Source organism: Streptomyces sp. NPDC002209 (genome assembly GCF_042890265.1).
Classification (GTDB): Bacteria; Actinomycetota; Actinomycetes; order Streptomycetales; family Streptomycetaceae; genus Streptomyces.
On the sequence record NZ_JBIARX010000014.1, the window covers coordinates 139,703 to 165,428 of the forward strand.

The window sequence follows — 25,726 nt, forward strand, 5'->3', positions numbered from 1 at the left end:
GGACTGCTCTGCATGTCCGCTCTGACCTGCTCTCTCTTCCGTTGTCAGTGGGGGCTGTTATGTTGCGATCACGGCGACGCCACCGCTGGCCGATGACGTGACCGGGCGCGCCCGTTACACGTACCGGCTGCGCATCTCGTCGACCGCGCTGACCCGGCTCGAAGCCGAGTGGGCGCGGTGCCGGTGGGTGTGGAACGAGTGCGTGGCGATGTCCCGCAAGGTCCACGCGCTCAACAAGGGCGCGAAAGGGAAGGTCACGTGCGGTCCGGCGCAGCTCGACAGGATGTTGACCGAGGCCCGCCGGTCGGTGGCCTGGCTGCGTGAGGGGGCTTCGGTACCGCAGCAGCAGACCATCCGGGACTTCGCGAAGTCCCGTGCCAAGGCAGTGAAGGACATCAAGTCGAAGCTGCCGATGCGGCAGCGGGCCGGGATGCCCCGGATCAAGCGGAAGCGGGAGGCCGCGCCGTCGCTGAACTACACGCGGCGCGGGTTCTCGATCAAGCACGGTCGTCTGCATCTGGCGGGCGGGATCGTACTGACGGTCGTGTGGTCGCGTGACCTGCCGTCCGACCCCACCAGTGTGCGTGTGTACCGCGACAGCCTCGGGCACTGGTACGCGTCGTTCGTCGTGACGGCCCAGACGCAACCGCTGCCGGAGACAGGAGCGGTGGTCGGTGTGGACTGGGGCGTGAAGGAGACCGCGACCACCACCTCCGACGCCCACGACCTCCCGCACGCCGAGCACGGGAAGACGGCGGCCTCGAAGCTGGCCCGCTACCAGCGGATGACGGCCCGCCGCGCGACGCCCAAGAACCGGCCCGACACTGCCGGGTACCGCAAGGCCCGGAAGGCTGCGGCCAAGGTGTCGAAGAAGATCGCCCGTCAGCGGCAGGACACCGCCCGAAAGTGGGCCAAGGCGATCGTCCGGGACTTCGACCACCTTGCCGTGGAGGACTTCCGGCCGCGCTTCCTCACGAAGTCCTCCATGGCCCGCAAGGCGGCCGACGCCGCGATCGGCGCCACGAAGACGGCGCTGATCGAGCAGGCGCGCAAGCACGGCCGGATGCTGCACCTTGTGCACCCCGCGCATACCACCATGGACTGCGCACAGTGCGGAGCGAGAACCAAGCACGCACTCCCCCTTTCCGAAAGGACGTACACGTGCACCGCATGCGGAGTCTCGTCCCCCAGGGACAAGAACTCCGCCCGCGTCATGTCCCCCAGCTACCGCTGGGAGGTGCCCCCACGTCCGGGCTGGTCTCAACCCGGCTGGTGCTGACCTTGTAAAACCCGCCCCCTGCCAGGGGCCGGGCAAAGCGAGCTAGGAATCCCCGCCCCTCAGGGCGGGGAGGTTTCAAAGCGACTGGAAGTCGATGCGTTCGGCGACGAGGTGGAGCTCCTCCATCGCGACCTCTCCGCCGCCCTTGCCCGTGAGGGTGGGGCCGACCCACTTCTTGGGCTGGGCGGCGCGCAGCACCCAGGCGCAGACCGGCTGGCGTCCCTCGTCGTGCAGGGTGACGGTGACGGTGCGGGCGTCGTACGCGCCCTCCCGGGTGGCCTTGATCCAGTTGAAGAGGCGCAGGTCGCCGATGATCCCGCGCTTGAGGGTGACGTCGTTCGTCGTATTGGTGTTGGCGATCTTGCGGACGTGGTTCTCGGGGTCGTTGCCGTTGCGGTACTCGGAGTACTTCACCTCGTTGCCGGCTCCGCTGAAGTCGGAGAAGCCGCCGGCGATCTGGTCCTCGCCTCCGGTGTCGCCGAGTTTGACGAGGAAGTTGAAGGCTCCGTAGGGGTTGTTGCGCGTGGCCATGGGGGTACCTCCCGTTCTGCGGGCGTCAGCTGCGCTGCGCGTCGGCCGTGAACTGTCCGATGCGGAACACGACGAACTCGGCGGGGTAGGTGGGTGCCACGCCGATCAGGCAGATCAGCCGCCCGTTGTCGAGGTCGTTCTGGGTCATGGTGGTGCGGTCGCAGCGGACGAAGAAGGCCTCCTCGGGCTTGGTGCCGAGCAGGGCGCCGGTCCGCCAGACGGCGATGAGGAAGTCCTCGACGGTCTGCCGGACGGAGGCCCACAGCCGCTCGTTGTTCGGCTCGAAGACCGCCCACTGGGTGGACTTCTCGATGGAGTGCTCCAGGTAGATGAAGAGCCTGCGCACGTTGACGTACTTCCACTCCGGGTCCGAGCTCATCGTCCGGGCGCCCCACACGCGCCGGGCCCGCCCCTCGAAGAAGCGCAGGGCGTTGATGCCCTCCGGGTTGAGGACGGCCTGCCGGTCGTAGGTCACGTTGGCGGTGAAGTCGTTGATGCCGAGGAGGACTTCGTTGGCCGGGGCCTTGTGCACACCGCGCTCGACGTCACTGCGGGCGTAGATGCCGGCGACGTACCCGGAGGGCGGCACCTCCAGGACCGGCGGCGGTGCTCCCGGGTCGGGGCGGCGGCTCGGGTCGGTGATCCGGACCCACGGGTAGTAGAGGGCGGCGTACTTGGTGTCGAACTGGGCGCGGAACCGGCGCACTTCGGAGATCGAGCTGTCGCGGGGCGGGTCGACGATCGCCATCCGGTAGCGCAGCCGCTCGCAGTGTCCGATGAGGAGGTCCACCGCGGTCTTCTGTGCGGCGGGGTCCAGGGTGACGGTGTCCGGGAGGGCGACGATGGCGATGTCGTCGATCTCGGCGAGCGCGCCGAGCCCGCGCGCGGGGTCGGTGAGGCTGTCCGGGTTGGCCTCCTTGCCGCCCAGGTCCTGCGCCGACAGCTCGAGCCCGTCGCCGCCGTGGACCAGGTGGGCGCCGGGCTGCCCGGGGGAGAGGAGCGCGGTGAGCCGGGCGCCGGGGGTCGGCGGGGGCGCTCCGGCCGCGGGCTTCACGGTGTCCAGCCAGACGAGGGAGAACTCGTCGGCCGGGTCGGCGGCCTGGAGTACGTTGCCCACCGAGCGCGGGTGCCGGTCGTCGAGCTCCAGCTCGTTGTAGACGTCGACGCGGTCGTCCAGGCGTACGGTGACGGCGAGCGTCAGGTGGAAGGCGGCGGTTCCGGCCGCAACGGGCTCGAAGTCGCCCTGGCCCTTGAGATATCCGAGGACCCCGTCGGCGCGCCGGATGACGGTCCTGACCTTGTCCGACACCGGCGGCGTGTCGTCGGGGAGGGACGGCGCAGCCCCGCCGCTCAGCTGGACGACCTCCACGGCGGCGCCCTGCTGCACCCCGGTGAGCCGGGGCACGCCTCCGCTGCCGGCGACGAGGATGTTCTTGCCGCGCCGGAACGTCACCGCGACGGAGATCCCGGCGCCCGCCGAGCCCGGCCAGCGGGCCCGCCAGTACAGCAGCGGGGTGCCCTGCGCGGGGACGGCGAGGGAGGCGAAGTTGGCGTCGACGGCGGGCGGCGCGTCCTCGGCGGCGCTCGCGCGGACGAACGGGAAGACCCTGGACACGTAGAGCCGGCGCCCGCCGTTGGCGAAGAAGGCGCGTGCGGCGAGGGCGAGCTGGCAGTCGTCCTCGCCGATCTTCAGCCCGCCGAAGGCCCGTTCGTACTCGGTGAAGCTGGTGACCAGCGCCGGTGGGGGCAGCACGGTGGGGCCGCCCGGCAGGATGTAGGGCACGGGTCCGTACGCGGTCCGCCCCGCCATGGCGAACGTGCTGGTCGGCACGCCCTCGATGGACCGTGAGCGGAAGCTGGTCTCCTCGACGTAGACGCCGGGGGTCAGGTACTCGGGCATGTACGGGTCTCCTCGGTCACGGGTCAGGCGGGGATGTGCGGCAGATCGGCGGCGCGTACGACCCGGCCGACGGTGAGGGTGCGGACGGTGTCCGCGGCGGCGGTGCGGTACCCGGCAGGGCGGGAGGTACCGCGCAGCACCTCGTTGTCGAGGTCCTGCGGGCGGGGCGGGTTGGCGCTGCGGACGACCGGCTCGGCGACGAGGCCGGCCAGCGGACCGGCCGCCGTGTCCGCGTCGGGGTCGGCCGGCGGGTCGGGGGCGTGCGTGCGCAGCGCGACGGGGAACCGGGAGGGCGCCGGGTACGGGAGCGCCCCGGCCCCGTCGATCAGCAGCAGCACCTGGCCGTGCTCGTCGCCGTGGGCCCAGCCGAGGGGGACGCCGCCGGGCCCGAAGACGTCCACCCGCGGCCAGCGTACGGGGGTGGAGGCGGCGTCCGGGCGCGTGATGCGGAACCGGAGGCCGGTCGTGCCCTGGGGTACGGGGTGAGCGGGGCCGGGCAGCAGCCAGGGGATCAACAGCCGGGCGTCGGCGCGGACATGGGGTGCGGTGGGCGGTTGCTCGTCGGAGCCGGAGAGTTCGGCCCGGGTCCACAGCGGTACGGAAAACCGGCGCGGGATCCAGCGCCGGGCGGGGTCGTCGATGCGGACGGTGACGGCGGCGGGGAGGCTGCCCGTGGTGGCGTGGCGCAGTACGAATCCGGTGGCGCCGTGTCCCTCGAGGGGCCGGACGAGGTCCTGCCCGCGCTGTCGGCGCCCGGGGACGGGGTGCTCCTCGTACCCCACGCGCAGCCCCGGCCCGGCGGCGGCGCGGCTCCTGGCGTCGAGGGGCCGGACGGCCAGCGCGAGGCGGTGCAGTACGTCGACCCGGCCGGCCTCCACGGTGATCCGCCCGGCCGGCCCGCCGGGCGCCATCGGCCCGCCCGGCGTCATCGCAGCGGCTCCGGCGCCGTCCCGGCGGTGACGACGGTGACCTCGCCCGGGGCGGGCCCGGCCGGCCCGTCGATCCGGATGACCCGGGCGACGTACGGCAGGCAGAGCCGGTAGTCGGTGGTCATCGCCTGGAAGGCCTCGCTCATCGAGTCCATCGCCAGCTCGTCCGGGACGATCTGCACCGAGTCCCCGGCGAGCCAGTCCCCGCTCGGGTGCAGCAGGGGCCCGGTGAGCAGGCCCTCGCCCTCCAGGACCCGGGCGACCAGCCCCAGCCATTCGAGCTCCGCCTCCACGAACTGGTCCCAGGCGGCGATCATCAGGTGCATCCGCAGCGGCAGCCGGGGCAGCCCGTCCTGGGCCGCCATCGCCGCCAGCGCGGGCCGGGTCTCGCGGTCGATGCTCAGCCGGTAGCAGTAGACGGACACCGCCGGGTTGCGGATGACGGAGCCCGGGGTGTCCACCTTGTCGAAGTCGACGGGCCCGGCGAGCACGGCCTCCGGGCGGCGCCCCGCCGGGATCTCCTCGGCGAAGCGCCGGTTGAGCAGCGCGACGACGCTGCGCCCCACGGCGGCGAGTGCCCGGTATCCAGCCATGGGCCGATGCTGCGGCTCCTCCCGTCACGGGGGCGTTGCGCAGCCCCCGGGGCCCGGCGCCCGCGACGGCCGGGGCGCGGCGCCGCGACGTCCGGGGCGCGGGCCGCGGCGATGGCCGGGCGACGAGCCGGTGACACCGCCCGGCCCACACTCGGGGGGCGCCTGCCCCCTCACCCAGGAGAGCCCACCATGAGCAGCACCTCGCACCACCACCCGGCCGGCAGCAGCACAGGCGGCGGCTGCGATCCCGGCGCGATCGACGAACTCGCCTGCGTCGCCGCGGGCATCCAGCGCCGGGCCGAGGTCACCCAGGAGCACCTGCCCCAGCTGAGGGAGTTCCAGGAGAAGTTCAACGGCGCCCGGACCCAGTACACGAAGGCGCGGCTGGCCGCCCGGACCGATCTGGACGAGGCGGCGGCGACGCTCGGCAAGGTCCGCGAGCAGATCCGCTGCCGGGTCACGCACGAGCAGCGCCACTGTCTGCAGCAGGCCGTCGACAAGGTCTTCGAAGACATCCGCAGGTGCCGGGGCGGTTGGGGCTGCTGCGTGGACGACTGCGGGTGCGAGTTCGACGACACGGTCGGAAGGGACGACACGGTCGCCACGCTCTCGGCGCGCATCGCCCGGTACACGGCGGACACCCTGAAGGCCGCGGCCTGCTTCACCGACCTGGACGGCGAGCTGACGGCGCTGCCCGAACGCGCGGCGAAGATCAAGACGGAGGCGGCCCAGCTGCTCGCGGACGTCTGCGACGCGGTCCTGGGCAAGGACGTCGTACGCCTCTACGCGCGCCTGCTGGTGCTGCTGCGCCGCATCACGGAGGCCTGGCAGGGCTTCGAGACGGTCTCCGAGTTCGTCGACTGCCTGTGCAAGGCGCTGCTGTGCGTGCTCAAGGGCTGGCAGGCGATCGCCGTACTGGAGGGCGCCCGCGCCGAGCTCGTCTGCAAGGAGGAGTCGCGGAAGAAGGCGTGCGAGCGCAAGCAGAAGGAGACGGTCGAGGAGGTGATGGCGGAGTACGCGCGCCTGTGCCCCCCGTGCGCGGCGCACCCCGACGAGGCCGAGGAGGAGGACCCGGACGAGGACCGCACCGCCGACGCGGCGTAGTCCCCGGGCCCTCCCCCGGCCTGCGGCTCGGGCTACTCCCAGTCGTCCCAGGGCGGGTCGGTCTCGTCGAAGTCGAAGGGCGGTTCCTCGTCGGCATGCGGGGCGTCGGGCTCCGGCGGCGCCGCCGGGGAGGGCACGGACGCCGGCGCGGACGCGGGCTCGGGGGCGCCGCCGGTCCCGGCCAGGGTCTCGAGGATCCCTTCGGCGTACTTGGCGAGCTTCGCCTCGCCGACGCCGCTGATCGTGCCCAGCTCCGGGGCAGTGGCGGGCAGCCGGGTCGCGATCTCCCGCAGCGTCGCGTCGTGGAAGACCACGTACGCCGGCACGCCCTGCTCCTTCGCGGTCGCCGCCCGCCAGGCGCGCAGGGCCTCGAAGACCGGAACGGCCGCCGCCGGGAGGTCGACCGGGACGCGCCCGGCCTTCCCGGAGCCGGAGCCCGAGCCGGACGACTTGCGGGACGCCGCGGCCGGCGCCGCCTCCTTGCGCATCGGAACGCTGCGGCGGCCGCCCAGCACCTCGCCGCTGGCGTCCGTGAGCACCAGCGTCCCGTAGTCGCCCTCGACCGCCAGCAGCGCCGAGGCCAGCAGCTGGCGTACGACGCTGCGCCATTCCGCGGTGCTCAGGTCCGCGCCGACCCCGAAGACCGACAGGGCGTCGTGGTCGAACTGGATGACCTTGGCCGTCTTCTTGCCCTGGAGGATGTCGATGATCTGGCCGGCGCCGAACTTCTGGCGGCGTTCCTTGGCCAGCCGCCACACCGTGGACAGCAGCTTCTGCGCCGCGACCGTGCCGTCCCAGGACTCGGCCGGTGTCAGGCAGGTGTCGCAGTTGCCGCACGGCCCGGCGGCCGCCTGCCCGAAGTAGGCCAGCAGCCGCACGCGGCGGCAGTCGACCGTCTCGCACAGCGCGAGCATCGCGTCGAGGTGCGCGGCCAGCGAGCGGCGGTGCGCCTCGTCGCCCTCGGAGCCGTCGATCATCTTGCGCTGCTGCACCACGTCCTGGAGGCCGTACGCGAGCCAGGCCGTGGCCGGCTCGCCGTCGCGGCCGGCGCGGCCGGTCTCCTGGTAGTAGCCCTCGACCGACTTGGGCAGGTCCAGGTGCGCCACGAAGCGCACGTCCGGCTTGTCGATGCCCATGCCGAACGCGATCGTGGCCACCACCACGACCCCGTCCTCCCGCAGGAAGCGCGCCTGGTTCGCCGCCCGCGTGCGGGAGTCCATGCCCGCGTGGTACGCGACCGCGTCGATGCCGTTCTCCACCAGGAACGCGGCCGTCTTCTCCACGGAGGCCCGCGACAGGCAGTAGACGACCCCGGCGTCGCCTTCGTGCTCGGTGCGGATCAGTTCCAGCAGCTGCCGCGTCGGGTTGTTCTTGGGGGCGATCCGGTACTGGATGTTGGGCCGGTCGAAACTGGCCACGAAATGCCGGGCCCCGCCGCTCTCCGCCAGCCCCAGCCGGGCCGCGATCTCGGCGTGCGTGGCCTCGGTGGCCGTCGCGGTCAGCGCGATCCGCGGCACCTTGGGCCAGCGCTCGTGCAGCATGGACAGCGCGAGGTAGTCGGGCCGGAAGTCGTGGCCCCACTGGGCGACGCAGTGCGCCTCGTCGATCGCGAACAGCGACACCGTGCCCCGGTCGAGCAGCCGCTGCGTGCCCTCGGTGCGCAGCCGCTCGGGCGCCAGGTACAGCAGGTCGAGCTCGCCGGCGAGGAAGGCCTGCTCGACGGCCTGGCGCTCGTACGGGTCCTGGGTCGAGTTGAGGAAGCCGGCCCGCACCCCGAGGGCGGTCAGGGCGTCCACCTGGTCCTGCATGAGCGCGATGAGCGGCGAGATCACCACTCCCGTACCGGCTCTGACCAGCGCCGGGATCTGGTAGCAGAGCGATTTGCCGCCGCCGGTCGGCATCAGGACCAGCGCGTCGCCGCCGCCGGCCACGTGCTCGATGATCTGCTGCTGCTCGCCGCGGAAGGAGTCGTATCCGAAGACGCGGTGCAGCACCTGCAGGGCATCGGGGGTCTCGGTGGGCGCGTCGACAAGGCTCATCCCAGAAGCCTAGCGACCCCCACCGACACCCCCGACCGCTTCCGCCGCATCCCCGGCCCTGCCCCCCGGGCACCCGCTACGTCAGCGCCGCCTGGAAGACCGCGTACGCCTTCTCGTCGAAGAGGACGAAGCGGACCTCCTCCACGGGCGGCGTCGCGGTCGCGCGGGCCGTTTCCACCGCGATCCGGGCGCCGTCGTCCATCGGCCAGCCGAAGATGCCGGTGGAGATGGCCGGGAAGGCGACCGTACGGGCGCCCAGCTCGGCGGCGACCCGCAGGGACTCGCGGTAGCAGGAGGCCAGCAGCTCCGAGCGGTCCTCGTCCCGGGACCAGACCGGGCCCACCGTGTGGATCACCCACTCGGCGGGGAGCCGGCCCGCCGTCGTGGCCACGGCCCGGCCCGTCGGGAGGCCCTTGCCGTACCGGGAGGCGCGCAGCGCCCGGCAGGCGTCCAGGATCTCGGGGCCGCCGCGCCGGTGGATGGCGCCGTCCACTCCCCCGCCGCCGAGCAGGGAGGAGTTCGCCGCGTTGACGATCGCGTCCGCGTGCTCGGCGGTGATGTCGCCCTGCACGAGGGTGATGCGCACCATCAGGAGGCCTTTCGCAGGTGGCGCCAGACGGCCTTGGCCGCGTTGTGCCCGGACATGCCGTGGACACCGGGGCCGGGCGGGGTGGCCGAGGAGCAGAGGAACACGGCCGGGTGGGCCGTCGCGTACGGGAACAGGGACAGTTTGGGCCGCAGCAGCAGCTGGATCCCGGAGGCGGCGCCGCAGGCGATGTCGCCGCCGACGTAGTTGGGGTTGCGGGCGGCCAGTTCCGGCGGGCCCGCGGTGGCGCGGGCCAGCACCAGGTCGCGGAAGCCGGGGGCGAAGCGCTCGATCTGGCGCTCGACGGCGTCAGTGAGGTTGCCGCCCCAGCCCGCGGGGACGTGCCCGTACGCCCAGAACACGTGCTTGCCCTCGGGCGCCCGGCCGGGGTCGGCCAGGCTGGGCTGGGCGGTGATCAGGAAGGGGTTGCGGGGGGCGCGCCCGCTCGTGGCCAGCTGGAGGGCGGCGTCGATGTCGCGGGCGCGCGGGCCGATCTGGACCGTGCCGGCCCGCCGGGGCGCGTCGGCGGTCCAGGGCACGGGGCCGGACAGGGCGTAGTCGAGCTTGAACACGCCGGCGCCGTACCTGTAGCCGTCGTACGCGCGTCCCAGCCGGGCGATCCGGGCCAGCGCGGTCGGCGAGGTGTCGAAGACGTACGCCCGGGCCGGCGGCAGGTCGTCGAGGCGCTTGACCTCGAAACCGGTGTGGACCGTGCCTCCGAGGTCGCGCAGGTACCCGGCGAGGGCGTCCGAGATCGACTGCGAGCCGCCGCGCGGCATCGGCCAGCCGTTGGCGTGTGCGGCCAGGGCGAAGACCAGGCCGACGGCGCTCGTGGCGATCCCGCCCAGCGGGGCGATGACGTGCGCGACGAGCCCGGCGAACAGCGCCCGCGCCCGCTCGTCCTGGAAGCGGTTCAGCAGCCAGGTGGAGGGCGGCAGTCCGGCGAGACCGAAGCGGGCCAGGGTGACGGGGTCCCGGGGCAGGGCGGTCGACGGCAGGGACATGAAGTCCCGGGCGAGGGTGTCCCACTTGCCGAGGAACGGCTGCACCAGCCGGCGGTACGTGCCCGCGTCGCGCGGCCCGAGGGAGGCGGCCGTCTCGGAGACGGAGCGCGAGAGCACGGCGGCCGTGCCGTCGTCGAAGGGGTGCGCCATGGGCAGCGGGGCGTGCAGCCACTCCAGCCCGTACCGCTTCAGCGGCATGGTGGCGAACACCGGTGAGCCGATGCCGAGCGGGTGCACGGCCGAGCAGGGGTCGTGCCGGAAGCCGGGGAGGGTGAGCTCCTCGGTACGGGCCCCACCGCCCACCGCTTCCGCGGCCTCGAACACGGCCACCGAGAAGCCGCGCCGGGCCAGCTCCACGGCGGCCGTCAGCCCGTTGGGCCCCGCCCCCACCACGACCGCATCGAGAATCGACGGCACCTTGAGACTCCTTCGTCCGGCGGCGGCTGCGCTCCCAGGATATTCGGCCCGTCCACGAGGGCCCCGGCCCCGGCCCGGTCGGACCGTCCTACGCGCCGCGGAGCAGGTCGCGGATCCGTACGGCCGTGGCCTCGTCGCGGCCCACGGCGAACGGCAGCTCGTTGTCCCGGTCCACCCGGAAGGGGACTCCGGCGACGGTGCTCTGCGCTCCGCCCGCCTCGGCGACCAGCAGCAGACCGGCCGCGTGGTCCCACGCCGAGGGCCAGGTGAAGGCGAGGCCGTCCATCTCGCCGCGGGCCACCTTCAGGTACTCCAGGCCGGCGGAGCCGCAGGGCCGGGCCGCGACCCCGGGCACGTCGAGGCGGGCCAGGGTCGCCTTGTCCTGGTCGGAGGTGTACAGCGGGTGGGCCATGGCGACGCGCAGCGCGGCGCCCGGCTCCGGCGAACCGCTGTGGATCCGCTCGCCGTTGACGTACGCGCCCTGCCCGCGCACGGCGGTCGCCAGCTCGTCCAGCGCCGGGGCGAAGGTCCAGGAGGCGAGGATCTCCCCGCGGTGGGCCAGGGCCACCAGGGTGCAGAAGGCCGGGTCGCCGGCGACGAACTGCCGGGTGCCGTCGACGGGGTCGACGATCCAGACCGGCGCGTCGGCGCGCAGCGCCCCGTACACGGTCGGGTCGGCGTGCACGGCCTCCTCGCCGACCACGGCGGAGCCGGGCAGCAGGTGCGTCAGCGAGGCCGTGAGGTGCTCCTCGGCCTTGCGGTCGGCGACGGTCACCAGGTCGTGCGGGCCGCTCTTCTGGTCCACCTCGTGCTCGGCGAGCTGCCGGAATCTCGGCATGATCTCGATCGCCGCCGCCTTGCGGACCGCTTCTTCCACCGCGGACAGGTTTTGGTCCAGGAACTCTTCGATCATGCCCCCATCACACCACGCCCGGCTGACAAACCCCACCGACAATCGGCGTCCGCCGGTTGGACTCCAGGTGGACTCCGGGTGCCACGGGCGAGGGCGGCGCGGGCGCCGGACCGCCGGCGGACCGCTCCGCCGGGGCGGTGCGGGCGCGGGGCCCGGCGTCAGCGGTCGGGGCGCTCGCGGGTCATGAGGGCTGCGTACAGGAGGAAGGAGGAGGCCACGCCGACCGCCCAGCCGTAGTTCGCCAGGGGCTTCAGGACGGGGATCAGGCCCTCCTCGGGGAAGGGGCCCTGGCCGGGGGCCGAGTGCGATCCGCCGATGGCCAGCACCCCGCCGACCAGGAACGCCGCCAGCGCCCGGAAGTTCCAGCCGCCCGTGTACCAGTACGGCCCGCCCGCCCGGTACAGGTCGGGCAGCGAGAGCCGGGTGCGCCGCACCATCCAGTAGTCAGCGATGAGGATGCCGGCGACCGTGCCGAGCAGGCCGCCGACCAGGCCGAGCCAGGTGAAGATGTACAGCTCGGGGGTGGAGGTCAGCTTCCACGGCATGATCAGTACGCCGACCACGCCCGTGATCAGTGCACCCCTGCGGAAGTTGATCAGGCGGGGGGCCAGGTTGGCCAGGTCGTACGCCGGGGAGACCACGTTCGCCGCGATGTTCACCGAGATCGTCGCCACGAGCACCGTGACCAGGGCGTAGAGCAGCCCGAAGACGCTGTCGGCCTTGGCGACCAGCTCCACCGGGTCCCAGATCGGGGTCCCGTACACCGCCTCCGAGCCGGAGGTGACGAACACGGACAGCAGCGCGAAGAGGGTCATCGTGGTCGGCAGCCCCAGCGTCTGTCCGAGGATCTGGGAGCGCTGGCCGGCGCCGAAGCGGGTGAAGTCCGGGATGTTGAGCGAGAGCGTCGACCAGAAGGCGATCATCCCCATCAGCGACGGGAAGAAGACCGGCCAGAAGTCCTCGCCCCAGCCGAGCTTGGACGGCTGGTCGAGCAGCTCGCCGAAGCCGCCCGCCTTCACCCCGATCCACACCAGCAGGGCGAGCGCGCCGACGATGACGAAGGGCGCGGCCCAGTTCTCGAAGCGCCTCAGGGCCTCCATCCCCCGGTAGATGATGGCGAGTTCGAGGACCCAGAAGAGGATGAAGCACAGCCACAGCGGCCAGGGCTGCCCGGCGATCTTCCCCGCGTCCTCCCAGCCCCCGAAGATCTCGCCGAGCAGGACGTAGATGCCGGACCCGCCGATCCAGGTCTGGATCCCGAACCAGGCGCAGGCCACGGCCGCCCGGATCAGCGCGGCCAGATTGGCTCCGCGCATCCCGAACGAGGCCCGGGCCAGCACCGGGAACGGGATCCCGTACTTGGGGCCGGCGTGCCCGGTGAGCAGCATGGGCACCAGCACGATGAGGTTGGCCAGCGCGATGGTGAAGACGGCCTGTTTCCAGTCCATCCCCAGGGCCACCAGCCCGGAGGCGAGCAGCCAGGAGGGGATGTTGTGCGCCATGCCGACCCACAGGGCCGTGAAGTTGTACGTCGTCCAGCGCCTGGCCTCGACGGGTACGGGCAGCAGGTCGGGGTTGGCGAAACGGCCGTCGGAGGGGACCTCGCCGGGAGCGAGCTCGACGCGGTCCGCGGTGTCGCCGATCGTGTGGTCCGGCATGTGCGCACGCCCCTTCAGGTCGGGTGGGGGTCTGGGTCAGGTTCTGAGCGCCGGGATCGTGTGCTGCCCGTGGGCGTCGATGGTGGCCTCCCTCACGTCGCGCCGCGGCGCGCCCCGCAGGCGCGGTGGCTGTAGTCATACCCCCGGCGGGTCTCGATGTATTCGCCGGGCGATCCGCGACCGCTGCGCCTCCTCGGCCGGCGGGCCGTGCGCCCTCGAGTGTGGCCCATGCCGGTCCGCGTGCCGCGGTGTGGCACGCCGTTCCCGCCGACGACGCACCGCACGGGCGTGATCGCGGCCGGCCGGGAAGCGGCCCGCGCCGCGCGGGCGGCGGCCTCGCCGGGGCCGCCGCGCCGCGGACGCCGCGGCGTCAGGTGCGGGGTCGTACGCGCGTGCTGCGCGAACGCGGTGCCTGACGCCGCGGCTGCCCCGGCCACCGCTCAGCGCAGGGCGGCGGTCCGGTGCGTCGAGCGGACCAGCCCGGTGTACGCCTCCATCAACGCGGTCGTCGCCTTGCCCACCGTGTACGCGTGCGCGTCGATCGACCGGACGGGCTGCACCTCGTAGGCGGTGCCCGTGAGGAAGCACTCGTCGAACCCGCCGAGCTCCTCGGGCCGGACATGACGTTCGACGACGCGGATTGCGAGCTCCCGCGCCAGGTCGAGCACGGTCGCCCGGGTGATGCCGGCGAGGAAGCAGTCCGCGGTGGGAGTGTGCAGTTCTTCCCCCGCCACGAAGAAGATGTTGGCTCCCGTGGCCTCCGCGACGTGGCCGCGGTAGTCCAGGAGCAGCGCGTCGTCGAAGCCGGCGGCGTCGGCGGCGTCCCGTGCCAGGGTGCAGATGTTGTACAGGGAAGCCGCTTTGGCCCGGACGGGTGCGGTGTCCGGCGCCGGGCGCCGCCAGCGCGAGGTCCCCAGCCGGATGCCGCTGCTCTTGGCGTCGGCCGGGAAGAGGTGCGGCCACTCCCACGTGGCGATCGCGACGTGGACGGAGGCGCCCGCACCGGCCACGCCGAGCTGCTCGCTGCCGCGCCATGCCACCGGGCGGACGTAGCCGTCGCCGATGCCCTGCCGGGCGACGAGTTCGAGCGTCGCCTCGTCCAGCTCGGCGACGGAGAAGGGGATGTGGAAGCCCAGTTCGCGCGCCGAGTCGTGCAGCCGCTGCGAGTGCTCGGTCAGTTTGAAGACGTGGCCGTCGTAGACGCGTTCTCCTTCGAAGACCCCGCCGCCGTAGTGGAGGCCATGGGTGAGCACGTGCAGGCGGGCGTCCCGCCAGGGAACGAACCGGCCGTCCAGCCAGATGTGCCCGTCACGGTCGTCGAGAGCCGGAGCGGTCACCGGGCGTCCTCCACCGGTGCGTACGTGATGCGGACGCTCTGCTCGATGGTGCGGTGGAACGCCTCGGCGTCCTCGGTGGAGGGGTGGTGGGACAGGACGAACGCCGGATAGCCGGTGAACTCGGGATAGGGCCGTACGACGTCACCCGGATGCAGCATCTGGACGACGTGGTCCACCCGGGGGTCCTCGGCCAGTTCGTCCAGGCCCTGGATCGCGGTGATCCGTCCGGAGCCGCCGCAGGGCACGATGTAGTTGGCGGCCGCACCGATCGCCCGGGCCGGCTGCGCCGACGGGCCGGGCAGGGGGGCGGGGCCGAGCCCGGCGGCCACGCGCAGGGCGTCGGCGGCCAGATCGGCTCCGGTGACGTGTCCGGCGATGTAGTGGGAGACGCCGGAGCCGCCGATGCGCGCGCCGAGTTCCAGCAGGTAGGGCCGCTCACCGCCGCGCAGCCGCAGTTCGGTGTGGGTCGGGCCGTCGGTCACCCCGAGGGCGGCGTGGGCGGCGACGACCTCGCGCACCACGGCCTCCTGGACGTGGGGCGGGAGCGCGGCGGGGGCCCGGTAGACGCCCTCTTCGAAGTGCGGGCCGACGGGCTCGCCCTTGTAGCCGATGGACAGCACCTGGACCTCGCCGCGGTGTGCGAGGGACTCCACGGCGAATTCCGGGCCGTCGAGGTACTCCTCGACGACGAGACCCGCAACGTGGTTCAGGGTGTTCTGGCAGACCTGCCAGACCTCGTCGACCACGGCGGCGAGCTGCTGCGGGCCGTCGGCCTTGGTCACGCCGAGGCTGGAGAAGCCGTTGGCCGGCTTGACCACCACCGGGAACGTGAGGCGGGTGGCCTCGCTCCAGGCGCCCGGGTCGTCCACGGCGACGAAGCCGGGTACGTTCAGGCCCGCTTCGGCCAGCCGGCGCCGCATGACCCGCTTGTCCTGTACGGCCCGGGCCGTCTCCCGGCCCAGACCCGGAAGGCCGAGTGCCCCGGCCACGTCGGCGACGAAGGGCACCGCGGGGTCGTAGAGCGTGGTGATGCCGTCGAACGGGGCGCTCTCGTGGCGCTGCTTCAGGATGCTCAGGGCCTTGGCCGGATCCCCCTCCACGTCCAGGGGGAGCAGCTCCACCACGGCGGGTGGCAGACGGTCCGGGGACACGGACTCGTCGGGGCGCGGGACCAGGACGATGTCGATGCCGGCCCGTTGCGCGCCCTCGAAGATCCAGGGCAGCGACGTGCGCTGGTAGACCAGGACGACGGTGGGGCGTGCGGGGTGCGGCTCGGGGTGTGGCTCTGTCACGGTGTGCTTCTTTCGGTCTGGGTCGGGTTCAGGGGCCGGTCTTCCTCCGTGGCCGGCGCCCGGACCGGGGCGACGGTCATCCACACGCCCGCCGAGCAGAGTGCGAGGAAGAGGAGCGAGGCGGGCCCGGGAGCGTCCGCCTCACCCCATGCCCACTCCCCCAGGCGCACCAGGAAAGGCACGACCAGTGCGACGGAGGAGGTGAACAGGGGGCCCTTGCGCAGGATCAGTTCATGGGAGATGACGAAGACGGGCGCCGTCAGTACCGCGCCGAGCACGGCGACTCCGGCCCACTGGGTGACGCTGATGTCGCCCGGCGACACGCAGACGGCCGCGGCCAGCCCGAGCATGACCGTGCCCGCGCCGGTGACCGCCGGAAGGGCGGCGAGCGGCGGGACGTCGGACATGTGCTTGCGGTAGACGTAGCCGTACAGGGCGTACGCGAACGTGCCCGCGAGGGCGAAGAGGACCCCGGCGACGAGTACTCCGGTTCCGGCGTCGCCGCGCGCCGGGCCGTCCTCCAGCGCGTAGCCGAGGGCCGCCGCGACGGCGAGCAGGGTTCCCAGGACCCGGCGGGTGCCCGCCTGTTCCCGGAAGGCGACGATGCCGATCACGAAGGTGATGCAGGGGAGGAGGGAGACCACGAGGCCCACCCGGGAGGCGCCCATCCGGTCGATGCCCAGCAGGGTGCCCGTGTAGTAGGCGAAGAAGCCCAGGAACGCGAGCAGCACGACGGCCCCGCGGCGGCCGCCGGTGACCTTGATCGCCGTCCACGTCCGGGGCCGCAGCGCGGAGATCGCGCTGAGGACGACGAAGCTGGCCGCGGTGCGGCCGGCCGCCACCGCGAGCGGCGGGGTGCCGCTGACCAGCTTGCCGGAGACCACCCATCCCGTCGCCAGCAGCAGCACCATCAGGCAGGACAGGGCCGGGGTGCCGAGGCCGCCCCTCGCGCGACGCTCACCGCTCATGGCGCGGGCTCACCACTCCGCGTCCGCGAACCGCAGCGGCGCCAGCCCCGCGAGCGTCCGCTTGGCCCGCAGCAGGACGCTCTGGTCCTCGGTGAAGCGGAACCGCTGCTTCGCCTCACCGGCGGGCAGGTACGCGCGGACGAGTTCCCTGGCCGCGGCCCGGTACTCGTCGTCGGTGCGTACGCGGTCCTCGAGGCGCTCGACGGTGGCGACGTACTCGCGCAGGGCGTGGAGGGTCTTGTCCCAGTCCAGGTGGAGCAGGCCGCCGGCTTCGGGCGACCCGGTCAGCGCGTCGTGGGCGCGCAGCCAGGAGTAGAGGAAGACGCCGGTGCCCGAATCGAAGTTGCGCGTGGCGTCGTCGGCCTGCGGGTACCGGAAGACCCGCTCCAGCAGGATCATGGCGATCTGTTCCTGCGCGAAGGGGACCCCGCCGTCCGCGCAGGCGAGGACGGTCTTGGCGTCGACCTTGGTCTCCTCCAGGAGCCCGACGAACCAGTTCATCTTCAGCATGATGTGCTGATCGAACGGCCAGCGGCCCTGGTAGTGCATGGAGTCGTGCAGGTATCCCCAGATCGCACGGGCCTCGAAGCAGACTTCCGGGGGCAGGCCGGACGAGGCCCGCGGTACGGACTCGGCGGTGAGGACCGCCTCGGCTCCCGGCAGGGCGTAGGTCTCGTGGATCTTCCGCATCTTGTTGTAGAAGAACATCGCGTACGGCTGGTCCTCGACCTTGTCGGGCGCGGCCACGTTCTCGGGGAAGAACACGATGCAGTTGCCGTGGGCGAACCCGTGGCTGCCCGCGATGAGCACCAGGGACTGGCAGTTGTTCTTGGGATGCGGGAAGGACGTGGCCAGCCGCGGCAGCGCGTCGGGCTCCTTGCGCAGGGCGAAGAAGCAGTCCAGGCGCTTGCCGACGGGCGGCACGCTGTTGGTGGTCTGCGCGGGAGCCAGGAAGAACACGTGCTCACCGTCCGCAGGGGGCTCGAGCGCGTCCCGGGAGCGGGCGAAGTCGGGCGCCGTGTCCAGGCCGGCGGCGATCCAGCCGTCCACGTCCGCCGCCAGGGCATCGGCCTGGCGGTCCCGGCCGTTGCGGCGGTACCAGGCGGTGGCTTCGTCCCGGATCTCGGCGAGAAGTGCGCGATCGGCTGTCTGAGGTGCCGTCACCGTACCGTCGTCGGCCTGGCGCAGGCGGAACCGGTTGACCTTGGGGACGAGGGATCCGGTGAGGTCCTTCGCCTCGGCGCGCGAGGCGGCACTGATCGGGGCACTGATCGGGGCTCTGGTCCTGGCACTGGTCCGGGCACTGGTCTGGGCTCCGGTCGTCACAGCACCGCTCCCGCGGCGTCGGGCCCGTCGGCCGCTGCGAGCACCTGGTGGATGGTGAAGACCATGGGCACCGGGCCGAAGTCCCGCAGAACGCGCAGCCCGTGCCGCTCGGCGGCGACGATCGTGGTGATGCATCCCTCGCTCAAGCCGGCGGCGCAGTCGATGGCGGCCTGGGAATTGCTGAGCACCAGCCGGGGTTCGGCCTGCGGCGGGACCAGTCCCACCGGGGCGGGGTGCGTGGAGACGGTCAGCGGAGCGTCCACCCCCGTGCCGGCCAGGACCATGTTGTGCGTCGGCATGATGAAGCTGTCGACCATGTGCAGGCGGTGCAGGTTCCCGAAGGTCAGGGTGTGCAACGCCGGATAGACGGCGCAGGCCGCGAGTGCGTGCTCGCCGTCGTCGGGCACCGCTTCGAGGGCTTCCTCGAGCGACGCGTGGAGTTCGACCTCCCCCGGTGCCCCCCGGCGGCGCAGCCATTCATGGGCGGCGGCTTCGAGGTTCGTCCCGTGCGGGCCGAGTGTGTGGACGTAGCGGATGCCGTCCGTGCCTAAGCCCGTGCGGTGGCGGGGCTCGGTGGCTGTACTCACGTTTCCTCCCGGAGGCGTCCCGGGGATCGCCCGGGACTGGATCACTCGTCCCCGTGATCAAACATCCGGGTGCCGTCGCGCACAAAGCAATTGTTGTGCGCCTCACACCTCACGGCGGCGCCCCCTGCACCGTCACCTGGGGCACAGGTGACGGTGCAGGGGGCGTTCGGAGTGGGTCCGGGGGACGCGGGCCGGGCCCTCAGCCGTTGACCGCCGGGATGACGTGCTGCCCGTACGCGTCGATGGTGTCCTCCTTCGCGTCGTGCATGTCGTACAGGGCGAACTGGTCGACGCCCAGGTCGCGCAGGGTCCGCAGCTTCTCGATGTGGGCCTCGGGCGGGCCGAGCAGGCAGAAGCGGTCCACGATCTCGTCCGGCACGAAGTCGGCGGACGGGTTCCCGGCGCGGCCGTGGTGGCTGTAGTCGTAGCCCTGGCGGGCCTTGATGTACTCGGTGAGGGCGTCCGGCACCATGCCGGAGTGCTCGCCGTAGCGGCCGACGAGGTCCGCGACGTGGTTGCCGACCATCCCGCCGAACCAGCGGCACTGGTCGCGGGCGTGGGCCAGGTCCTCGCCCACGTACGCCGGCGCCGCCACGCAGATCGTGACCGCTCCCGGGTCGCGGCCGGCCCGTTCGGCGGCCTCCCTGACCGAGCCGACCATCCACTCGGTGAGGTAGGGGTCGGCGAGCTGGAGGATGAACCCGTCCGCCTTCTCGCCTGCCAGGGCCAGCGCCTTCGGCCCGTACGCGGCCATCCACACGGGGAGCTTCCCGTCCCGGATCCACGGCAGCCGCAGGAGGTTCCCGTCGACCTCGGCCTCCCGGCCCTCCGCGAGGTCGCGGATGACGTCGATGGCCTCCCCGAGCCGGGCCAGGGTGTTCGGTTTGCGCCCGGCGACCCGCATCGCGGAGTCGCCGCGGCCGATCCCGCACACCGTGCGGTTGCCGTACATGTCGTTGAGGGTGGCGAAGGTGGAGGCGGTGACCTCCCAGGTGCGGGTGCCGGGGTTGGTGACCATCGGGCCGATGTGCAGCTTCTGCGTGTTCGCGAGGATCTGGCTGTAGATGACGAACGGTTCCTGCCACAGCACGGCGGAGTCGAAGGTCCAGCCGTAGCGGAAGCCGTTGCGCTCGGCGCGCTTCATCAGGCTGATCACCTGTGAGGCGGGCGGGTCGGTCTGGAGGACGAGGCCGAAGTCCATCACTGTTCCTTAGAGGTACTGGCAGGTGGAGCGGGGGATGTACACCCCGTGGCCGGCCCGGCCGGTGTACTCGCGCCGGTCGATGACGAGTTCGCCGCGCGAGAGCACCGTGTCGACGCGTCCGGTGATCCGCTTGCCCTCGTACGCCGAGTAGTCCACGTTCATGTGGTGCGTCTCGGCGGAGATGACCTGCTCGGCGTGCGGATCGTAGAGGACGATGTCGGCGTCGGAGCCGGGCGCGATGGTGCCCTTCTGCGGGTAGAGGCCGAACATCCGGGCCGGGCTCGCGCAGGCGATGTCGATCCAGCGGCGGCGGCTGATGTGCCCGTCCAGGACGGCCTGGTGGAGGAGGTCCATCCGGTTCTCCACGCCCGGCAGCCCGTTCGGGATCTTCGAGAAGTCGCCGCGGCCGAGCTCCTTCTGGCCGCGGAAGCAGAACGGGCAGTGGTCGGTGGAGACCACCTGGAGGTCGTCGGTCCGCAGGCCCCGCCACAGCGCGGCCTGGTGCTCGCGCGGCCGCAGCGGGGTGGAGCAGACGTACTTGGCGCCCTGGAAATCGGGCTCGGCGAGGTTGTCGGTGGACAGGAACAGGTACTGCGGGCAGGTCTCCCCGAACACCGGCAGGCCCTTGTCGCGGGCGGCGGCGAGCTCGGCGACGGCCTCCTGCGCCGAGACGTGGACCACGTACAGCGGGGAGCCGGCCACCCGCGCGAGCTGGATCGCCCGGTGCGTGGCCTCGGCCTCGAGGAGGACCTTGCGGACCTCGCCGTGGTGGCGGGGATCGGTCTCCCCGCGGGCCAGGGCCTGTTCGACGAGGACGTCGATCGCGATGCCGTTCTCGGCGTGCATCATGATCAGCCCGCCGTTGCCGGAGGCACGCTGCATGGCCCGCAGGATCTGCCCGTCGTCGCTGTAGAAGACGCCCGGGTAGGCCATGAACAGCTTGAAGGAGGTGACTCCCTCCCCGATCAGGTGGTCCATCTCCTTCAGGGTCCCCTCGTTGACGTCCGAGAGGATCATGTGGAAGGCGTAGTCGATGGAGCACTTGCCGTCGGCCTTGTCGTACCAGGTGTCGAGCCCCTGGCGCAGGGCCTGGCCCATGCTCTGCACGGCGAAGTCGACGATGGTGGTGGTGCCGCCCCAGGCGGCGGCCCGGGTGCCGGTCTCGAAGGTGTCCGAGGCGGCGGTCCCGCCGAAGGGCAGCTCCATGTGAGTGTGGGCGTCGACCCCGCCGGGGATGACGTACTTCCCGCTCGCGTCGATCGTGCGGTCGGCGGTCCAGACCTCGGCGGCCGCCGAGCCGTGGGCCGCGAGGGCGGCGACGCGGCCGTCCTCGACCAGGACGTCGGCATGGAGTTCGTCGGCGGCCGTGACGACGAGGCCGCCGCGGATGAGGGTGCGGATGGACATGTGCGGCGCCTCCCGGTTACACGATGCTGCGCAGGGCCCGTTCGAGGATGTCGGCGCCCTCTTCCGCCTCGGCGACGGTGAGGGAGAGCGGCGGCGCGATGCGCAGCACGCTGGTGTCGTGCCCGCCGCCCTTGCCGATCAGCAGACCGCCTTCGCGGGCGGCCTCCAGGACGGCGGCGGCCGCGTCCGGATCGGCCTCGCCGGTGCCGGGTTTCGTCAGCTCGAGTCCCGCCATCAGGCCCCGGCCGCGGACCTCCCGTACGGCGGGCACGGTGGCGGCGATGGCGCGCAGCCGCTCCAGGAGCAGGCCGCCGACGCGGCGGGCGTTGCCCTGGAGGTCGTGCTCCAGCAGGTACGCGAGGTTGGCGACGCCGGCCGCCATGGTGACCGGGGATCCGCCGAAGGTGGAGATGGAGTTGGTGTCGATGCAGTTCATCACCTCGGCGCGGGCCACGACCCCGCCGATGGACATGCCGTTGCCGATGCCCTTGGCGAAGGTGAGGATGTCCGGCGGCCCGTTCTGGGCGTGGGCCTGCCAGCCCCAGAAGTGCTCTCCCGTACGGCCCCAGCCGGTCTGCACCTCGTCGCTGATCCAGAGGATGCCGTGCCGGTCGAGGACCCGGCGGAAGGCCCCGTACAGCCCGTCGGGCGGGGCGGTGAACCCGCCGACGCCCTGGACGGGTTCCGCGATGAGGGCGGCGACGCCACCGCGGGCCTGGCCGAGCACGTCCTCGAGGTCGGCGACGGCGGCGGCGGTGAACTCGGCGTCGTTCAGGTGCGCGAAGGGGCCGCGGGAGCGCACGGCCCCGTGGACGTAGTACGTCTGGAGCGGCGAGAGGCTGGTCGGGGACCAGCCGCGGTTGCCGGTGATGCCGACGGCGGAGAAGGAGCGGCCGTGGTAGCTGTTGCGCATCGCCAGGATCTGGTTGGAGCGGCGGTACGCGGTCGCCAGCAGCAGGGCGGTGTCGTTGGCCTCGGTGCCGGAGGTGGTGAAGAAGACCCTCGCCTCGGGGATGCCGGACAGGGCGGCGACCCGTTCGGCCAGCTCGATCATCGGGCGGTCGAGGTACAGGGTGGAGGAGTGGATGAGCCGGCCGGCCTGCTCGGAGACGGCCTTGGTGACCTCGGGCAGGGCGTGGGCGGTCATCGTGGTGAGGATGCCGCCGAAGAAGTCGAGGTAGCGGTTGCCGTCGGCGTCCCAGACGTGGCGGCCCTCACCGTGCGTGAGCTCGATGGGGCGGCGGTAGTAGAGCGCGAGCCAGTCGGGCATGACGGCCTGGTGGCGGCTGTGCAGGGGGATCGGGTCGGTCACGGCTGTACGAGCCCTCCGTAGGCGTCGGGGCGGCGGTCGCGGTAGAAGGCCCACTGGTCGCGGACCTCCTTGATCAGGTCGAAGTCGAGGTCCCGGACGAGGAGTTCCTCGTCCTTGCCGCTGGCGACCTCACCGACGAACTGGCCGCGGGGGTCGACGAAGTAGCTGGTGCCGTAGAAGTCGTTGTCGCCGTACTCCTCCTGGCCGACGCGGTTGATCGCGGCGACGAAGTACTCGTTGGCGACGGCCGCGGCGGGCTGTTCCAGCTTCCAGAGGTAGGAGGACAGGCCGCGGTGGGTGGCGGAGGGGTTGTAGACCAGCTGGGCCCCGGCCAGGCCCAGGGCGCGCCAGCCCTCGGGGAAGTGGCGGTCGTAGCAGATGTAGACGCCGACGCGGCCGACGGCGGTGTCGAAGACGGGCCAGCCGAGGTTGCCCGGGCGGAAGTAGTACTTCTCCCAGAAGCCTTTGACCTGGGGGATGTGGTGTTTGCGGTACTTGCCGAGGTAGCTGCCGTCGGCGTCGATGACGGCGGCGGTGTTGTAGTAGAAGCCCTCGGACTCGAGCTCGAAGACCGGCACGACGACGACCATGCCGGTCTCGCGGGCGAGCGCCTGCATGCGCTGGACGGTGGGGCCGTCGGGGACGGGCTCGGCCCAGCGGTAGTGCTCGGGATCCTGGACCTGGCAGAAGTACGGGGCGTTGAACACCTCCTGGAAGCCGATGATCTGCGCACCCTGGGCGGCGGCCCGGCGGGCGTGCTCCTCGTGCTTGGCGATCATCGACTCGGTGTCTCCGGTCCAGGTGGCCTGGACGAGTGCGGCGCGGACGACTTGGGCCATGAGCTGCTCCTCGCGACGGGAACGCCGAGTTCTACGCACGTAGACGATATGCGTAGGGAGTAGAACGTAGGCCTCGTCACACCGTGGGGCAAGACCGCCGTGCACGGTTGGGTGAGTCGATCAAGTTATGACAACGGGCGGTCGAATCCGCTCAATGGACGGGCGGTTTCGCAACCCGCAGGGCGTGTACGAGGTCACGGTGATGCGTGCCGGACAGGGCCTCGGCGGCCCGGAGCAGCCGGGGGGTGAACCACTGCGGATCGCGGCGCGCGAGCCGGACCGCCTCCTCCGCGGTGCGGACCTTGACGAAGGCGCCGAGCAGGGCGTCGGCCTCGCGGGTCCGGCCGGCGGCGGCCAGGGCCAGGGCGGCGTCGGCGATCTCGGCGGCGGGGCGGGCCGCGCCCTGGCGCAGCAGGGCCTCGCAGTCGGCGTGCCGGCCGGCTTCGCCGAGGACGGCGGCGGCCGCGGCGAGCCGCTCGGGCGGCAGCGAGGCCGCCTCCCACAGCAGCGTGGCCCAGTCCGCACCGAGCCCGGCACGGACCAGCTCGGCGGCGAACCCGGGCAGCCACTCGGCGGGCCCGGCGGCGGCCTCGCAGAGCACCGCATGCGCCTCCCCGCTCCGCCCCTGGGCCCGCAGGGCCGCCAACTGCCCCACCACTCCCGTGATCCCCTCGCCGGAGCGCCGGCCCGGCTCGTCCGCAGCGGAGTGCTCCTGTGGCCCCGGCGGGGCGAAGTGGCCCCGGGCGGCGGACTGCGCCTGCGCACCGGGCGGGGCTAAACGGGGGCCGCCCGCGTACTGCGGCTGCGATTGCGGCTGCGCGGGGCGGTCTGCGGCCCCGGCCCGTACGTCCGGCCCGGTGGCCGAGGAGGGGCTCCCGTCGGCGGCGGGTGCAGCCGGCCGCGGCGGCGCGAAGCGGGCCCGGCCGATCGTCCGGCCGGGAGCTGCGGGCTCGGCGCCGGGGCGGCCGAAGCGGGCGCCGCGGGGCGGAGCGCCGGCCGCGTCCGGGAGCCCGGGCGGCGGGGTGAAGGAGGCGGCGGCCTCCGGGGCCGCGGCGCCTGCGTAGCGGGCCCCGCCGGCCCGCCGCGCTCCGCGCAGCCACCGCCCCTCGGCCTGCCCGACGGGCGGCTCCGCCCGGTCCTCCCCCGACTCCCGCTGCCGCGGCACCCCGGGCAACGGCCCGCCGTCCCCGACCCCGGCCCACGCCCCGGGCGCCTGCGCCGTTTCCGTGGCTTCGGCATCGGCCTCGACCTCGCCCTCGGCGGGCCAGGAGCCGCCGGGCCGACCCGCACCGGCCGCAGCGCCCTCGGCGGGCCAGGGGGATTCGGACCGGCTCGGTTCGGGCGGGGTGGTGCCGGGCCAGGAGGCGGCGGGCTGCCCGGCCGGCTCCGGGGCGGGCGCCGACAGGGCCGTCAGGCGGGAGGTCAGGTCCTGCTGGCGGGCTGCGGCCCTGGCCGCGTCGTCGCGGGTCCAGGCGAGTTCCCGGGTCAGTGCTTCCGCTTCGGTGCGGTCCGCGGTCGCGGCCAGGCGGGCCGTCAGGGCGCGCGTCGCCGCCTCCGAGACGGCTCGCTGGTCGGCGGCCGCCGCCAGCAGGGTCCGCAGTTCCTCCGCGCCGCCCGGCAGCCGGTCCCACACCGTGACGGCCGCGGCCCGCAGCCGGGCCGCGTACTGGCTCTCCCGCTGCGCGGATTCGGCGCCCCTGGCCCCCGCGAGGTCGCCGAGCAGCGACTCCAGCACGTCCCACGGCGGCATCGCGGCCCCGTCCAGGCAGGCCCGCAGACCCTCCGGATCCCGGCGCAGGAACTCCCCGTACCAACCTGCCCCCGGATCGAGTCTCTGCGTCAACCCGCGCAAGTAGCCCGAGAGTTGACCGATCACCAGCGAAGTCGCGGTCTCCATGCCCGCATTGGATCCCACCGGTGTTACGGGCGGGCTACGGGAATCTCAAAGCTTGACGGCGATCGCGGTGTGCGGACGCTTCCCGAGCCGGAACACCGCCGCCGGCACGTCGACCCCCCAGAACTGCCAGGTGTACTTCCGCAGCATCAGCTTGCGCACCCGCTTCAGGCCGGCCTCGTCCAGCAGCCGCGCCTCGCCCTCGAGCACGGGCGCCCCTTCCGCGACCCGCCCCCGCACGTCGCAGGCGCTGACCGTGACCCGCCCGTTGTTGCGGATCCGCTTCACCTTCCAGGAATCGCTGCGCGTCCAGACGTACAGCTCACCGCCGTCCGCCACCGCCCACACGGGCGTCGCGACGGGCGTGCCGTCCTTGCGGAACGTGGTGAGGCTGACGTATTTGCTCCGGTCCAGCTCATCGAGAGTCATCCGCGGAGCCTAGGGGGTGTCGTCAAAGTCCCGTCTGGTCGGCGGGGTCTGGCACGCGCGCTCGCCGCGTTGTCGTCGGTCGACGACGCGAGCGTCGCCTCCCTCCTCCGCCTTGCGATCACACGCACCAGACCCCGCCGACCCCGCCCTCACGGGCGGACGACGCTACTTTGACGAC

At 72.9% G+C, this 25,726-nt stretch carries 21 protein-coding genes and 1 pseudogene; 2 read left to right on the forward strand and 20 right to left on the reverse strand.

Features of this window, described 5'->3' with window-relative positions; genetic code table 11:
• Positions 1-85 precede the first annotated feature (85 nt).
• Positions 86-1,325 (forward strand): annotated as a pseudogene (locus tag ACFYXK_RS25450) (RNA-guided endonuclease InsQ/TnpB family protein).
• 29 nt (positions 1,326-1,354) lie between these two features.
• Here ACFYXK_RS25450 and ACFYXK_RS25455 read toward each other — a convergent pair.
• From ACFYXK_RS25455 to ACFYXK_RS25470, 4 genes are read right to left on the reverse strand one after another with little or no spacing between them, the layout of a single operon-like run.
• Positions 1,355-1,810 (reverse strand): phage tail protein, encoded by a 456-nt coding sequence (locus tag ACFYXK_RS25455; protein ID WP_383510151.1) that lies wholly within the window; start codon positions 1,808-1,810, stop codon positions 1,355-1,357.
• A gap of 25 nt (positions 1,811-1,835) precedes the next feature.
• Positions 1,836-3,710 carry a phage tail sheath family protein gene (locus ACFYXK_RS25460; protein WP_389413180.1) on the reverse strand — a complete coding sequence of 625 codons (1,875 nt, stop codon included), beginning with the start codon at positions 3,708-3,710 and terminating at the stop codon, positions 1,836-1,838.
• A gap of 23 nt (positions 3,711-3,733) precedes the next feature.
• Complete coding sequence (locus ACFYXK_RS25465) at positions 3,734-4,639, reverse strand: hypothetical protein (protein WP_389413181.1); 906 nt, start codon at positions 4,637-4,639, stop codon at positions 3,734-3,736.
• Complete coding sequence (locus ACFYXK_RS25470; protein WP_389413182.1) at positions 4,636-5,232, reverse strand: DUF4255 domain-containing protein; 597 nt, start codon at positions 5,230-5,232, stop codon at positions 4,636-4,638. The genes ACFYXK_RS25465 and ACFYXK_RS25470 overlap by 4 nt, the downstream gene beginning before the upstream one ends.
• A 189-nt stretch (positions 5,233-5,421) precedes the next feature.
• Between ACFYXK_RS25470 and ACFYXK_RS25475 the strand changes: the two genes are divergently transcribed.
• Complete coding sequence (locus tag ACFYXK_RS25475; protein ID WP_389413183.1) at positions 5,422-6,336, forward strand: hypothetical protein; 915 nt, start codon at positions 5,422-5,424, stop codon at positions 6,334-6,336.
• A gap of 32 nt (positions 6,337-6,368) precedes the next feature.
• Here the strand turns inward: ACFYXK_RS25475 and recQ are convergent, their stop codons facing one another.
• From recQ to ACFYXK_RS25555, 16 genes are all read right to left on the reverse strand, one after another.
• Entirely contained in the window at positions 6,369-8,375 is a 2,007-nt protein-coding gene (recQ, locus tag ACFYXK_RS25480) for a DNA helicase RecQ (RefSeq protein WP_389413184.1), read from the reverse strand.
• Positions 8,376-8,451: 76 nt separating this feature from the next.
• A complete protein-coding gene (locus ACFYXK_RS25485; protein ID WP_389413185.1) occupies positions 8,452-8,964 on the reverse strand; it encodes an O-acetyl-ADP-ribose deacetylase in 513 nt (170 codons plus the stop codon).
• The gene (locus ACFYXK_RS25490) at positions 8,964-10,382 is read right to left on the reverse strand and encodes a phytoene desaturase family protein (protein WP_389413186.1); all 1,419 of its coding nucleotides are present in this window, start codon (positions 10,380-10,382) and stop codon (positions 8,964-8,966) included. The genes ACFYXK_RS25485 and ACFYXK_RS25490 overlap by 1 nt, the downstream gene beginning before the upstream one ends.
• Positions 10,383-10,470: 88 nt before the next feature.
• Positions 10,471-11,295, reverse strand: a complete 825-nt coding sequence (locus tag ACFYXK_RS25495; protein WP_383510124.1) for an inositol monophosphatase family protein — start codon at positions 11,293-11,295, stop codon at positions 10,471-10,473.
• Positions 11,296-11,453: 158 nt separating this feature from the next.
• Positions 11,454-12,953 (reverse strand): NCS1 family nucleobase:cation symporter-1, encoded by a 1,500-nt coding sequence (locus tag ACFYXK_RS25500; protein WP_389413187.1) that lies wholly within the window; start codon positions 12,951-12,953, stop codon positions 11,454-11,456.
• A 440-nt stretch (positions 12,954-13,393) separates the two neighbouring features.
• A complete protein-coding gene (locus ACFYXK_RS25505) occupies positions 13,394-14,290 on the reverse strand; it encodes a branched-chain amino acid aminotransferase (protein WP_389413188.1) in 897 nt (298 codons plus the stop codon).
• Complete coding sequence (locus ACFYXK_RS25510; RefSeq protein ID WP_389413189.1) at positions 14,287-15,582, reverse strand: ATP-grasp domain-containing protein; 1,296 nt, start codon at positions 15,580-15,582, stop codon at positions 14,287-14,289. Before ACFYXK_RS25510 ends, ACFYXK_RS25505 begins: the two co-directional genes overlap by 4 nt.
• Positions 15,579-16,550 (reverse strand): DMT family transporter, encoded by a 972-nt coding sequence (locus ACFYXK_RS25515; protein WP_389413190.1) that lies wholly within the window; start codon positions 16,548-16,550, stop codon positions 15,579-15,581. Before ACFYXK_RS25515 ends, ACFYXK_RS25510 begins: the two co-directional genes overlap by 4 nt.
• Before the next feature lie 9 nt (positions 16,551-16,559).
• Entirely contained in the window at positions 16,560-17,876 is a 1,317-nt protein-coding gene (locus tag ACFYXK_RS25520; protein ID WP_389413191.1) for a DUF6421 family protein, read from the reverse strand.
• A complete protein-coding gene (locus ACFYXK_RS25525) occupies positions 17,873-18,463 on the reverse strand; it encodes a bacilysin biosynthesis protein BacA (protein WP_389413192.1) in 591 nt (196 codons plus the stop codon). The genes ACFYXK_RS25520 and ACFYXK_RS25525 overlap by 4 nt, the downstream gene beginning before the upstream one ends.
• 199 nt (positions 18,464-18,662) lie before the next feature.
• Positions 18,663-19,664, reverse strand: a complete 1,002-nt coding sequence (locus tag ACFYXK_RS25530) for a TIGR03842 family LLM class F420-dependent oxidoreductase (RefSeq protein WP_389413193.1) — start codon at positions 19,662-19,664, stop codon at positions 18,663-18,665.
• Positions 19,665-19,673: 9 nt separating this feature from the next.
• Positions 19,674-21,074, reverse strand: a complete 1,401-nt coding sequence (gene hydA, locus ACFYXK_RS25535; protein WP_389413194.1) for a dihydropyrimidinase — start codon at positions 21,072-21,074, stop codon at positions 19,674-19,676.
• A gap of 16 nt (positions 21,075-21,090) precedes the next feature.
• The gene (locus tag ACFYXK_RS25540; RefSeq protein ID WP_389413200.1) at positions 21,091-22,344 is read right to left on the reverse strand and encodes an aspartate aminotransferase family protein; all 1,254 of its coding nucleotides are present in this window, start codon (positions 22,342-22,344) and stop codon (positions 21,091-21,093) included.
• A 38-nt stretch (positions 22,345-22,382) separates the two neighbouring features.
• The gene (locus ACFYXK_RS25545) at positions 22,383-23,225 is read right to left on the reverse strand and encodes a nitrilase-related carbon-nitrogen hydrolase (RefSeq protein WP_383510098.1); all 843 of its coding nucleotides are present in this window, start codon (positions 23,223-23,225) and stop codon (positions 22,383-22,385) included.
• A gap of 151 nt (positions 23,226-23,376) precedes the next feature.
• A complete protein-coding gene (locus tag ACFYXK_RS25550) occupies positions 23,377-25,122 on the reverse strand; it encodes a hypothetical protein (RefSeq protein ID WP_389413195.1) in 1,746 nt (581 codons plus the stop codon).
• Positions 25,123-25,167: 45 nt separating this feature from the next.
• The gene (locus ACFYXK_RS25555; RefSeq protein ID WP_389413196.1) at positions 25,168-25,548 is read right to left on the reverse strand and encodes a PPOX class F420-dependent oxidoreductase; all 381 of its coding nucleotides are present in this window, start codon (positions 25,546-25,548) and stop codon (positions 25,168-25,170) included.
• Positions 25,549-25,726: the final 178 nt, after the last annotated feature.

Bases quoted from the DNA above. Each gene is read 5' to 3' on its own strand.
- ACFYXK_RS25455 (WP_383510151.1), bottom strand. From the start codon at position 1,810: ATGGCCACGCGCAACAACCCCTACGGAGCCTTCAACTTCCTCGTCAAA.
- ACFYXK_RS25460 (WP_389413180.1), bottom strand. From the start codon at position 3,710: ATGCCCGAGTACCTGACCCCCGGCGTCTACGTCGAGGAGACCAGCTTC.
- ACFYXK_RS25465 (WP_389413181.1), bottom strand. From the start codon at position 4,639: ATGACGCCGGGCGGGCCGATGGCGCCCGGCGGGCCGGCCGGGCGGATC.
- ACFYXK_RS25470 (WP_389413182.1), bottom strand. From the start codon at position 5,232: ATGGCTGGATACCGGGCACTCGCCGCCGTGGGGCGCAGCGTCGTCGCG.
- ACFYXK_RS25475 (WP_389413183.1), top strand. From the start codon at position 5,422: ATGAGCAGCACCTCGCACCACCACCCGGCCGGCAGCAGCACAGGCGGC.
- recQ (WP_389413184.1), bottom strand. From the start codon at position 8,375: ATGAGCCTTGTCGACGCGCCCACCGAGACCCCCGATGCCCTGCAGGTG.
- ACFYXK_RS25485 (WP_389413185.1), bottom strand. From the start codon at position 8,964: ATGGTGCGCATCACCCTCGTGCAGGGCGACATCACCGCCGAGCACGCG.
- ACFYXK_RS25495 (WP_383510124.1), bottom strand. From the start codon at position 11,295: ATGATCGAAGAGTTCCTGGACCAAAACCTGTCCGCGGTGGAAGAAGCG.
- ACFYXK_RS25500 (WP_389413187.1), bottom strand. From the start codon at position 12,953: ATGCCGGACCACACGATCGGCGACACCGCGGACCGCGTCGAGCTCGCT.
- ACFYXK_RS25515 (WP_389413190.1), bottom strand. From the start codon at position 16,550: ATGAGCGGTGAGCGTCGCGCGAGGGGCGGCCTCGGCACCCCGGCCCTG.
- ACFYXK_RS25530 (WP_389413193.1), bottom strand. From the start codon at position 19,664: ATGGACTTCGGCCTCGTCCTCCAGACCGACCCGCCCGCCTCACAGGTG.
- hydA (WP_389413194.1), bottom strand. From the start codon at position 21,074: ATGTCCATCCGCACCCTCATCCGCGGCGGCCTCGTCGTCACGGCCGCC.
- ACFYXK_RS25540 (WP_389413200.1), bottom strand. From the start codon at position 22,344: ATGCCCGACTGGCTCGCGCTCTACTACCGCCGCCCCATCGAGCTCACG.
- ACFYXK_RS25545 (WP_383510098.1), bottom strand. From the start codon at position 23,225: ATGGCCCAAGTCGTCCGCGCCGCACTCGTCCAGGCCACCTGGACCGGA.
- ACFYXK_RS25550 (WP_389413195.1), bottom strand. From the start codon at position 25,122: ATGGAGACCGCGACTTCGCTGGTGATCGGTCAACTCTCGGGCTACTTG.
- ACFYXK_RS25555 (WP_389413196.1), bottom strand. From the start codon at position 25,548: ATGACTCTCGATGAGCTGGACCGGAGCAAATACGTCAGCCTCACCACG.